Source organism: Pseudooceanicola sp. DL12 (assembly GCF_056270665.1).
This window is the reverse complement of the sequence record NZ_CM149884.1, coordinates 498641-510489: the sequence shown is the minus strand read 5'-3', so window position 1 is coordinate 510489 and position 11849 is coordinate 498641. Positions and strand designations below refer to the sequence as shown.

The following is an 11849-nucleotide window of genomic DNA, read 5'->3' as shown; positions in this document are numbered from 1 at the left end:
GCAACCGAAGCCCCGGACCATGCATGAGCGGAAGCCCCGGGCATCGACCGCAAACCGACCGGATGATCCGCCGGCGCGGGCCCGCCATGCAAGAGCCGACCGAAGCGCGGGCGGCGGACTGCCAGCGCAGGGAGAGACGAGGTAGGAATGAGTGATCAAGAGCATGCACCGGATGCCGGGACGGGTTCCGCAGCAGAGCAAGCCACGGGACGCGGACACGACAACAAGCTGGATGCCGTTCTGACGCATCTGCGGCAGCTGCTGTCGGAAAGCCCGCAGATCCCGCCGGAGCGCACGCTCTCGGAACAGCTCGACGTGTCACGTCACACGCTGCGCAAGGCATTGAAGGTCCTGCGCAGCTCGGGCGAACTGGAGCCTGCCAAGAGCGGCAGGCGCGCCTCGAGCGACAAGGCGTCGCCCAGCGCGCGGCTTGTGCAGTCGACCAATCCGCTGGAAGTCATGGAAATGCGCCTGATGATCGAGCCCTCGCTGGCCCGCCTCGCCGCCCTGCGCGCCTCTCCGGACGAGATTGCGCGCATCCTGCAGACCTCCAGCTCTCCGGCGGGCATGTCGCCCAGCCAGGCCGACCAGGAATTTCACCGGGCCGTGGCTGCGGGGTCCAGGAACTCGCTCGCCTCCGAGCTGCACATCCTGCTGCACCGCGTTCAGAACGACGCCCGCCTGCGGTTCACGGACAGTGACAGCGACAGCAATACGACCGGCGAACGCGTGCGAGAACGCGACTCCGAACACAGCAAGATCGCCGAGGCGATTGCCGAGCGAAATCCCGACCGCGCCGAACAGGCAATGTACGACCACCTCGAACGGACCCAGCGCAAGCTGACCGGGCGGTTGGGCTCCAGATCCACAGACGCAGCATGAAGAAGTGACATGACCGATATTCTGATCCTCGGCGCCGGCTCTGCCGGATGCATCCTCGCCGCCCGCCTTTCGCAGGACCCGACCTGCAACGTGACCATGGTAGAGGCCGGCACCACGCCGACGGACCCGGATATCGCAAAGCCCGCCATGTGGCCCTTCATCCAGGGCCGCGACTACGACTGGGACTTCGTGACCGAACCCCAGCCCGGCACCGCGGGACGCAGGCATCACTGGGCCCGCGGCAAGGCGCTCGGCGGATCGAGCAACCTGCATGCCATGGCCCACGTGCGCGGCCATCCGCAAGATTACGATGAATGGGCTCGGCTGACCGGCTCTACCCGATGGTCCTATGAAGGGCTGCTGCCCTTCTTTCGCATGACAGAGGCCTGCTCCACCGGTGCAGACGACCTGCACGGCGGCAGTGGCCCGATGCCCGTTCTGCTGCCCGACGCGCAGAGCCATCCGCTGGTCAAGGATTACATCCGCGGCTGGACCGAGCTCCGCATGCCGCGCCTGCGCGACCACAATGGCCGCGAGGTTATTGGCACGGCGCCGAACTCGCTGATGATCCGTGGCGGCAAGCGCGTCAGCGTGGCCGATGCCTGGCTGACCCACGAGGTGCTGTCACGGCCCAACCTTACGCTTTGTGACAATACGGTGGTGCACCGCCTTGTCGTCGAAGGCACCCGGATCGCCGGGGCCGAGGTGACGCGCAACGGACAGGACCAGAAAATGCTGGCTGACCGGGTGATCCTGTCGCTCGGCGCGATCGGCAGCCCGCTGCTGCTGATGCGGTCCGGTTTCGGCGATCCTGAAATCCTGAAGGCCGCCGGCGTGGAATGCCGCCTGTCGCGCCCCGAAATGGGCCGCAACCTGCACGACCACCTGCTGGGCGCCGGCAATGTCTACCGCTCTTCGCGCCCGGTGGCGCCGTCGCAGCTGCAACTGTCGGAATCGTTGAGTTACCAGGCTGCGGACCCGACCCAAACCACGGGCAAGCCGGACATCGTCGTGGGCTGCGTGGTGGGTCCCAGTGCGGCGGAGGGGCTGAACACCCCCGAGCCGGGCGAGGCCTTCACCTTCCTCTTCGGCGTGACCCACCCCACCAGCCGCGGCGCACTGCACATCACCGGCCCCGGGATCTCGGACCGGCCGGTGATCGATCCGAAATACCTGCAGACCGACCATGACCGCCGGATGTTCCGCGTCGCGCTCGAGCGCGCGCGCGCCATCGGCCGCAGCGACGCTCTGTCCGGCTGGATCGCCGAGGAGGTCCTGCCGGGCCCAGATGTTTCCAGCGAGGCCGACATGGACGATTTCATCGCCCGCTGCGTGATCACGCACCATCATCCCGTGGCCACCTGCCGCATGGGGGCCGACGAGGGCGCGATCACGGACGCCGACCTCAAGATGAACGGTGTCGACAACCTCTGGATCGTCGACAGCTCGGTCATCCCGGCTATCACCTGCGGCCCTGTGCACGCGGCCGTCATGGCGATCGCCGAAAGCTTCGCCGATGGCTTTGGCGGCGCCGAGGCCGCCACTGCAGCCTAGAGGCTGCGCAACAGCGCGAGCGACGGCTGCCCGCTGGGCGTCTGTCCATTCGCTGCCTGATACGCACGGATCGCCTCTTCGGTCTTCCTGCCGATCACGCCATCCGCACCGCCCGTGTCATAGCCACGGGCGGTAAGGCGCTTTTGAAGGGCGATCCGGTCATCCTTGGTCATCCCGTTGGCATCCGGGGGAAAATTGCCCTTGAGCGGCCCGGCGCCGGCGATACGGTCCGCCAGGTGCCCGACGCCGATCGCGTAAAGATCCGAATTGTTGTAGCGCTTGATGGCACGGAAATTGCCGGTAACCGCGAATTGCGGCCCCCAGGCCTGGGGCTGGATGATGGTACCGGAGGGAGCGCCATTGCCCACCTCTCCGCCCCATTTCACACCACGGGTCCAGCCGCTTCGGGACAGGTAGGCCGCGGTCGAGGCAAGTGCATCCGTCGGGTCTGACGACCAGATGTCGCGACGGCCGTCCCCGGTATAGTCGACGGCGAAGGCCAGGTAGGACGTCGGAATGAACTGGGTGTGTCCCATGGCACCAGCCCAGCTGCCCGTCATTCCGCCCGGCGTAACGTCGCCGCTCTGAAGGATCTTCAACGCCGCCACGAGCTGCTTCTCGAAGAAGCTGCCACGCCGGCCGTCATATGCCAGCGTGGAGGTGGCAGAGACCACGGGCACCTCGCCCCGTCGTTCACCGAAGAAGCTCTCCAATCCCCAGATCGCCGCAATGATCTCGGCATCGACGCCGTAGTGGTTCTCGAGGTCCCGCAGCGTCCCACGGTGGCGGGCAAAGGCGGCCCGCCCCTTCGAGACACGCTCGTCGGAGGCCGCGATGGACAGGTAATCTTCCAGGGTGCGCGAGCTTTCCGGCTGGTTGCGGTCGCGAGTCACCACGCCGGGCAGATACCCGGAAGAGCGGAAGGCTGCGTTCAGCGTGGATTGCGAAATACCCTGACCTGCCGCGCGGTCGCGGAAGGACAGCACCCAGGCATCGTAGCGGGGATTCGCTACCGGTTTCAGGTCATTCGGCAGCCCCGAGCTGCCAGCCGGACGCCCCGGCGTCGTGGCTGCACCGCTGCAGGCTCCGAGCCAGAGCGCACCCGCGCCCAATGTAAAGATTCGTCGGTTGATCACTGCCATTCTGCTGCCTCCCCGTTTTCGGTTTGCCACCCAGAGTAATGCAACTTCGTGACAGCGCAATGCGCCTCTCGGGCCGGCGGCGGCCCCCTGCCGTACGCTCAGCTTATTTCATGCACCGTCGGGGGCACGTCACAGACCCGTTGTGCGATTTCAACGACGTGCCGATGGTGGGTGAGATAGATCGCCTGCCCGGTGCGGCCGATCTGCTCCATCACACGGCAGGCCGCCGAGGTACGCTCCTCGTCAAAAGTCTCGAAGATATCATCGCAGAAGAAGGGCAGCCGCGTTCCTTGCGTCACCAGCTGTTCATGTGCGGCGGCCCGCAGCGCCAGATAGAGCTGGAACCGCGTGCCCTTCGACATTTCCGAGGCCCGCTTTGCCGCGCCGGAGGCATCCAGCGCCAGCAACACTTCGCCCTCCCCCTCTGGCTGGCTGGTCAGCCCAGTATAGGCGCCCTGCGTCAGCATGGTGAAACTGCGTTCGGTCGCCTGCATCATGTCGCTGCGGTGACTGTCGCGATACCGACGGATTGCAGCCTCGGCCAGTTTCAGGCCAAGAGAGAGTTCGAGATGCTCGAGGGCTGCCTCGCGCATTTCCAGCTCAAGCGTTGTTTTCTTTTGCGACAACAGCGCAATATCTGCATCCCCGGTCACCTGGCTCAGGGCCTGAGCGGCAGAGACCCGTGCCTCGGTGGCACGGGTCAGATCCCCCTCCGCCCGTTCGACCTCCTCCGACAAAGTCTGAGCCTCGGCAGTGAGCGTGGCCGGATCCGCACCGTCGAGGAGGCTTCGCGCAGCAGCAAGATCACTCACCGCCAGGTCCGCCAGCACGCTACGCACCAGATCGGCACGGCTCGACCGTGCGGCGATCACAGCCTGCGCCCTGCGCGAGCGCTGCCGCAGCGCCTCTATACCCTGCCCGCCATCATCTGCACTTCCCGGCAAGAGGTTGGCCATGACGCGGACCTCGGACGCTATCTCCTTCAGGCGATTGCCCACCGACTGCTGCCGAGCCTGCATGTCTGCAAGGCCCCGTCTGATCTCCTCGGACCGCAGGCGCGCCGCGTCGGCCTTGCGCGCCAGAGATTGAAGTGCGGCAAAGACATCTGCCGGATTACCTGAAACCTCGCCCCCATGCGCGCGTGCAAGCTCGTTAACCAGCCTGCCAAATTGCGCCTGATCCGCCTCCATGGCGGTGACGCGCCGTGCCGCTTCGGCCCAGTGACCATGTTGCTCGCGCAGGTCGCGCAAGGGGGCTAGCGACGCCAGCAGCGTGGCCGGAGCAACATCTGGCAAGAACTCCGCAACGAGGGCTCTCCACCCCTCTCGCAAGGACGTTTCGGCCTGCCGGAGCTGATCGAGCCGCGCCTGCCGGCGCTTCTGTTCCTGTTCCAGGGCCTCCCTGGCCCGGCGTGCATTCTCCTTTTGCAGGGCAGCCTGCTGCTCCTGTTCCGCAAACTCGCGCGCGCGCTTGAGCGCGGCATCGAACTGGGAGAATTGCAGGTCCATGACCGGGGCAAGCTCTGCCAGCAGGGCATCTGCCTGCAAGAGCGTGAGGCGGTTCTGCTCCCGCACGCGGGTCAGTTCCCGTTCGCGTTGCTGTGCGGTCTCGGCCAGTACGAGCCAGTCGCACCACGCCTTGGGCGGAAACGGCACCGGAAGACCAAGGAAGGCGGCATGCCCGTCGACCGTCGCGCGGCACTCGGCAAGGGCCTTCCCGAGGTCTTCGACCTCCCGCTCGGCAACCTTCAGACGCGCCTCGGCCTCGGCGCGGGCCAGCTCGACCTGCCGCAGGCGTCCCAGCTCTGCAGCCTGAGCGAGCCGCGTATCTGAAACGCGGTCATGCCGATGCATTGCCTCGCCAAAACGGACGGCAGTGCTCTCGGAAAGCTGCTCGAGATGATCCCGCCACAGGGCATCGCGACTTGCCTTCAGCTCGGCCGCTTCACTGTCCGGCACGATGCCGCTTGCCTCGGCAAGCGTTTCGGCCTCAGCCCTGCGTACCGCAAGCTCCTCTCGATGTTTCGCGAGCAGACGTTCATTTTCCGAAAGCCGGAGAGCGAGGTTCTCGTGCTCTGCGTTCAGAGCCCGTGCCTGATCCGTGGTTTGCGGGCACACCGGCAAGGTCGCGAACTGTCGGGTGCCGCGCGCCAACGCCTCGAGTGCCACAGCGAAATCGCTTTCCGCATGCTCGATCGACTGTCTGGCGCGGGCATGCGCCGGGGCAAGACGATCGACGTCGTGACGTGCAAGGACTGTCGCCACCGAAGAGCCGGCAGGAGCCGCGCAGGTCTCGTCCGAGCCGCGTTCCTGCAGCCTCCCATCAAGCTCGGAAAGATCCTGCTGCGATGCGCGGACATCTCCTTCGGCCCGCCGTAGCATTTCGCGGGCCTCCTCCAGTTGTGACAACTGTGCCGGCGAGAGAACCAGCGTTGCAACATCCTTCGACGAAGACACTCCGAGGTCATCCGCCGCACGGCGCATGAGTGTGGAAGCCTCAGCCATGCGTCCGCGCCGCCGGTCGAGGTCCAGGCCCGCGGTGACGTTGCGGCTGTGCAGGTCTTCCAGGGCCGCTAGGTGCTCCGCCAGATCGAGATGGGACTGCGCCGGGGTGATGGCCTTCAGCAGCTCTTCCTGCTCGGCGATCTTGGCGGACAGGCTCTCTTGCCGGTCGCGCAGTGTCGTTTCCTCGGCAAGCAGCGGCACCAGTGTTTCCGGGTCGAAATCCAGGCGGTCCGGAAAGGAGTCAAAAGGAGCGATTTCAGCATCAAGAGTTTCGATCTCGGTCAGAACTGGCAAAGCCCTTTGTCGGGCACCGATAATGGCCATGCGCGTCCGCAGTTCCGTCAGGGCACTCCGGGCTTCCGCTTCCCGCTCTCGGGCATCATTTAAGGACTTGCGCAGGCTGCGCCAGGCACTCGCAGAGACGTCAAGCTCGCGAATTTCGCGATCGACCTGCGCCAGGTCACGCTTCAGCTCGGCCATGCGTGTTTTGCTTGCACGTTTCCGCCAGAGCGCATCGGCCTCTGACCGGGCGACGTCCAGCACACTGGTCAGATCGGTAACACCCGCGGCGGCAGAAAACAGCAACCGGCCCAGATCGCCGCCGGCGTGGGCAATTTCCTCGCCTCCGCGTTCGATTGTGTCATCGTCGAGGCAAAGCAAATTGCGATAATCTTCCTCCGACAGTCCGGCAAGATGACCGGCAAGAGCGGCCTCCGGCACAGCCATGCCCGCATCATCGACCAGTGAGCCATTGCGCGTAGGAAGGCGGGTCAGCCGGCGCGAGGTATCATCGAATTCGAGCAGCCCCGAGACACGCAGATTGCTGCGCTGGTGCTTGAAGGCATAGGGCTCCTGATGGCGGAACCCATAGAAGAGGCGAAGCACCGCCTCCATCGTTGTCGTCTTGCCCGCTTCGTTCCGTCCGTAGACGATGTGAAAATCCGGTGTGGTACCTGCAACCCCGAAATCGAAATGGCGGTCGGTGAAACGGCCGAAACGATGAAGATCAAGTTCGCGGAGACGCATCAGTTTTTCGCCCCTTTCATCCGCGCCAGCATGCGTTCAGCACCGGCTTCGGCAAGCGCCTCGGCGAGCATCCGAGCCTGCCCTTCATACGGCATGAGTTCGGCGCGAAGGCCTGGTGGAAGGTCGGCCAGAACCGCTTCCATATCGGCCATGGCCTCTGCTTCGTAACCAGGCTCATGGCGAATTTTCTGCATGATCTCCGCCAATTCCTCGACAGCACCAGAGCCCTGTTCGCTCTCCTTCGGGGCAGCGAGATCAAGAACCAGCTTGTCGAGCCACAGGTTGCCCATTTCTCGCGCGATGGTCGCAATCTGTTCAGACCAGAGGGCACGATCTCTCAGGATCTGCCAATGGCGCGCGGGCGTGCCGATCAAGGTCAGGCGCAGCACGCCGACGGGCGCCTGCAACCCGTCGGACAGGTCGCGGAAATGCTCACGGACCGCGCGCCGGATCGCGTCATCCGTTTCGAGCGGAGTTACGTCGAGTGTCGCGACCGAGAACTCCACCGAGGCCGTTGGCACTTCCTGCACCGAGATCGTCCCCTCCGACAGCATGAGGAGCGAGGCCGATTTGGCCCCCGCCTCGCCGATATCGCGCCCCTGTGGCATACCGGGCATGACGATCCATGGCGCATCGGAATGCACCTGCCGCCGGTGAATGTGACCCAGAGCCCAATAGTCAAAGCCCATCTCTGCAAGCTGGGCCACGGAGCACGGCGCATAGACGTCGTGCCCCGCCGCGCCTGCGAGCGAGGTATGCAACATCGCGATGTTGGTCGCACCGGGTTCCGGCGCGGAAAACCGGGGCAGAAGGCTCTCGCTGGCGTGACGGCCCGAGAAACTGACACCATGGATCCAGACACCGTCCCGAAGCTGGACCTTGCCACCGCGACCGTCAAAGACATGGACGTTGGACGGCATCTCGACCTGACCGGAGACCGGGTTTTCGGCATCATGGTTTCCGCGAATGTAAAACACGCGGATCCCCTCCAAGTTCAGGCGATCCAGCTCTGCAGTCAGATAGGCGCCCGTCCGGGCGCTGCGCTCGGCACCGTCGAACAGATCCCCTGCGATCAGCACCGCGGCAACCTCTTCCTCCAGCGCGACATCCACGATCCGCCGGAGCGCCGCACGGGTCGCAACCTCGACGACCGCATGCAGGTCCGGATCGCGTGCCGCAAGGGACCGAAGCGGAGAATCGAGGTGTACATCAGCCGTATGCAGGATCTTGATCACGCGCGTTCCCGTTCGATTTGCCCTGCCTTGTTCTGCACGCTTTGCGGGGGGAAAGGCAAATTTTCCGGACGTCGCCAAGGCAACCTTCGCATTTCGCGCCTCTCCTGCGGACGCTCGCCGCATTGCACCGCCCCAGCACAGGGTGCAGCATGGGGCGATCCGTCTCCCAGCCGTCTCTCCGGAGCCTCCAATGCGCTTTCGCCGTCTCGATCTGAACCTCCTTGTCGCGCTCGAGGCCCTGCTCGACGAGAGCAGTGTTACGGGCGCTGCACGGCGCCTCAACCTCAGCCAGGCGGCCACCAGCAATGCCCTGGCCCGACTTCGCGAGCATTTCCAGGATGATCTTCTGGTGCGCGTCGGCCGCCAAATGGTGCGCACCGATCGCGGGCGCCTCCTGCATGGCGAAGTGAGCGACATCCTGCGCCGGATCGACGCGCGCCTGCTGACCCGGGACGAATTTGACCCTTCGGCCCAGGATCGGCGGATCACCATCATGGCAGCGGAGGCCATGTCGCTCGGCTTTCTGGCAGAGGTCGGTCGGAAGGTTGCCGAACTGGCACCCAAGCTTGAGCTGGCCATACGCCCTCTCGGCAGCAATCCCCAGGCACAGCTCGACCGGGCGGAGATCGACCTTCTGGCAATTCCGCTGCAATACGCAAGCAGGGAACATCCGAAGGCGACGCTCAGCACCGAACCCTTTGTCGTGATCTGCTGGAAAGAGGCCGCCATCGCCCGTTCCCCGATGGATGCTGACACCTATATTGCGGCTGATCATGTCCTTCTCGAACTCGGGCCGGACCGCAAGACACCTGTCGACCGCATCCTGATCGAACAGGTGCATGGGCCCCTCAGCGGCAGCATCACCGTCTCAGGGCATTCCGCCGTTCCCTGGCATATCCTGGGCACCGAGCGCCTCGGCACCCTGCCGCGACAGACGGCGCTTCAGTTTTCAGAGGTTCTGCCACTGAAAGTACGCCCGCTGCCCTTCGACATCCCGGAAAACCAGCTAGTGCTGCAATGGGGGCGACATGCGGATGGCGATGCAGGAATTCGTTGGCTCCGTGACCTTGTCCTCGGCCTGAGCCCCTCATGAATGCCGAAGCCAACTTGGATCAAACATTCACCAAACTGATTGACATGTCCGGGAACAATCAATTTCCGCATCTTCAGCATCTGGACGATAGTGCTCCCTGAAACGGCCATTCGGCCAAGACTGGAAGAGAAAATATGCGTTTCAATGAATTGCCAGGTGCACCTGCCCCCTACGGTATCCGCGCCGCGATGGGCCCTCGCCACCTGCTGGGCGGCATGGTCGTGTCCACGTACGCCACCGGGGCGGAAACCAGCGGAAACTTTGGCCTGTCCATGCTCACGGGCGGCCGCGACGCCGGGCTGCCGATGATCCGGCATGCGGACAGCCACATGGCCCTGCAGGTTCTGGAAGGTGAGGTCGAACTGTACATGGAAGGCGCCTGCTGGCGGATGACCGGGGGCGACTATGCCTCCGTGCCGCCCGGAACGCCTTACGGTCTGAGGATGACGCGCCTGCGCAACCGGGCGATGTTCTTTCACACCGGCGCCGAGGCCTGCGCACTCGCCCCGACCCTTGGCACCCCTTACGAAGGCTACGTGCAGCCCGAGCAGGATCCCGGCACATGGACGGACCTGATGGCTTTGACAGTCGATGGATGCGACACCGAGGTTCTGGGCGCCCTTCCAGAGGATGCAGAGGTGCGTGCTCCTCTGCAAGACATGCCCGAGGCACCCGTTCCTTATGTGCTCGAGGCCGGATGCGGCACGCATCTGGTGGTCGCCGATCAGCTTTTCACCTTCTCGGGTGCAAACGCACAGACGGACAACCGCTTCCTCACCCTGCTGACAGAGGGACCGGAGGGACCGATGATTCCGCCGCACAAGCACCTCAAGCACGACGAGACCTTCTTTTGCGGTGCCGGGCGCATTCGCATGAAGGCCGGAGACGAAACCCTCGAACTCGGACCGGGCGATTTCCTTTTCGTACCCCGGGGCACGCCGCATGCCTTCCAGTTTCTGGAACCCTACACCAAGATCATCGGCTGGCTCGTACCCGGCGTCTTCGAGGAGTTCTTCTATACCCTCGGTGATCCAACCGACATGACGGTCTATCCGCAGAACCCACCGGCGTTCCGCTTTGACCGCGTTCTGGCCAAGCTCGACCAGCTCGACATCGTGCCGCTCGGCAAGCCCGGCGAGGCCGGGGCATGAGTTCAGCGGAGACAGCGGAACTGCCGGTCGTGCGCCCCGGCGTGCGCCTCATGGCTGATCAGGTCTTCTCGAAGGTCGGAGGGCGGGACCGCCTGGCAGATGTCTACCTGCCCGCTGGCCCCGGCCCTCACCCGGCCGTCATCTTCCTGCACGGGGGCGGCTGGCGCTTCGGAGACCGGCGCCTGGCACCCGACCTGTCGCGGCATTTCGCGGAGAGTGGCTATGTCATGGTTTCGATCGACTATCGCCTCAGCAGCGAAGCGATCTTTCCCGCACCTGTCATCGACACCCTGACGGCCGTCCGGTGGCTGCGCAGCCATGCCCCTGACTATGGCGTGGACCCGGAGCGCATTGCCCTGATGGGATCTTCCGCCGGCGGGCACCTGGCGAGCCTCGCCAGCCTTGCACCCGATGAATTCCTGTCCGACGAATGGCCAGATGTGTCCTCGGCCGTTGCTGCGGTGATCGACGGCTATGGGCCGATCAACTTTGCCCGGATCGACGAGCAACGAGATCCTGACGCCCTGCCGGGCACGGACCCCGAGTCCGCCCATTTGCCGCCGCCGCGCCCCTTGACAGATCCCGAAGCCCTTGAATGCCTCTTTATCGGCGGCACCGTCGACAGCGTTCCGGAGGTCGTTGCAAGGGCCGATCCCAGCACCCGGGCCCGCGCTGATGCACCACCCTTCCTGATCCTGCATGGCGATTTCGACTCGGCGATCCCCTTTGCGCAAAGCAGCCTCCTGTTCGACGCGCTGAACACCGCCGGCGCCCGGGCCGAATTGATCTGCATTGCCGGCCTTGGCCACGGTTTTCTCAACCGGACCGACATGGACGATGCTGGGCCCCGCAAGATGACCTGCTGGATCAGTCAGGCAGATACCCCTAACACCTCCGCCCCGGTGCAGAGGACAGCACCGGTCTGGAAAACCATCCGCGACTTCCTGGACCTAACGATCGGCACCTGACGGAACCGGGACGGGTTTGGCCCAGATCCAACCGCGGCAAAGCCTCACGAGGTCATCACCTCCTTCGAATTCGAAAACCATCATGACGGGCGCGCGGTCGATAGGCCACGCGCCCTGATTTTTTTGCTGCCGTTTCAGGCAGGAATGTCATGCGTACCCCCGGCACCCGGCCGCACCGTTGCAGCTTCGCATCCCAAATGACTACCCTGATTACAGCCTCGGGACATTCATAGGGTCAGCCTAACCAATGCTGAATGAAATCATAATTTTCGCGAAGCCAGGCCTCCGCTAGAC

At 64.6% G+C, this 11849-nt stretch carries 8 protein-coding genes; 5 read left to right on the top strand and 3 right to left on the bottom strand.

What is annotated here, in order from left to right; all coding sequences use genetic code 11:
- Positions 1-147 precede the first annotated feature (147 nt).
- A complete protein-coding gene (locus tag AC0WR5_RS02385; protein ID WP_475866583.1) occupies positions 148-882 on the top strand; it encodes a FadR/GntR family transcriptional regulator in 735 nt (244 codons plus the stop codon).
- Between the two features lie 9 nt (positions 883-891).
- Positions 892-2436, top strand: coding sequence for a GMC family oxidoreductase (locus AC0WR5_RS02380; protein WP_475866581.1), 1545 nt, complete (start codon positions 892-894; stop codon positions 2434-2436).
- On the opposite strand, the gene AC0WR5_RS02375 is transcribed toward AC0WR5_RS02380, so the two are convergent.
- The 3 genes from AC0WR5_RS02375 to AC0WR5_RS02365 form a co-directional block, all read right to left on the bottom strand.
- Entirely contained in the window at positions 2433-3578 is a 1146-nt protein-coding gene (locus AC0WR5_RS02375; RefSeq protein ID WP_475866579.1) for a lytic murein transglycosylase, read from the bottom strand. The genes AC0WR5_RS02380 and AC0WR5_RS02375 overlap by 4 nt on opposite strands.
- Before the next feature lie 98 nt (positions 3579-3676).
- Complete coding sequence (locus AC0WR5_RS02370) at positions 3677-7108, bottom strand: AAA family ATPase (RefSeq protein WP_475866578.1); 3432 nt, start codon at positions 7106-7108, stop codon at positions 3677-3679.
- The gene (locus AC0WR5_RS02365; protein WP_475866576.1) at positions 7108-8343 is read right to left on the bottom strand and encodes a metallophosphoesterase family protein; all 1236 of its coding nucleotides are present in this window, start codon (positions 8341-8343) and stop codon (positions 7108-7110) included. Before AC0WR5_RS02365 ends, AC0WR5_RS02370 begins: the two co-directional genes overlap by 1 nt.
- A gap of 190 nt (positions 8344-8533) precedes the next feature.
- Here AC0WR5_RS02365 and AC0WR5_RS02360 point away from each other — a divergent pair, with 190 nt between their 5' ends.
- From AC0WR5_RS02360 to AC0WR5_RS02350, 3 genes are all read left to right on the top strand, one after another.
- Positions 8534-9436, top strand: coding sequence for a LysR family transcriptional regulator (locus AC0WR5_RS02360; protein ID WP_475866574.1), 903 nt, complete (start codon positions 8534-8536; stop codon positions 9434-9436).
- A gap of 134 nt (positions 9437-9570) precedes the next feature.
- The gene (locus AC0WR5_RS02355) at positions 9571-10587 is read left to right on the top strand and encodes a cupin domain-containing protein (RefSeq protein ID WP_475866573.1); all 1017 of its coding nucleotides are present in this window, start codon (positions 9571-9573) and stop codon (positions 10585-10587) included.
- Entirely contained in the window at positions 10584-11555 is a 972-nt protein-coding gene (locus AC0WR5_RS02350; protein WP_475866571.1) for an alpha/beta fold hydrolase, read from the top strand. The genes AC0WR5_RS02355 and AC0WR5_RS02350 overlap by 4 nt, the downstream gene beginning before the upstream one ends.
- Positions 11556-11849 lie beyond the last annotated feature (294 nt).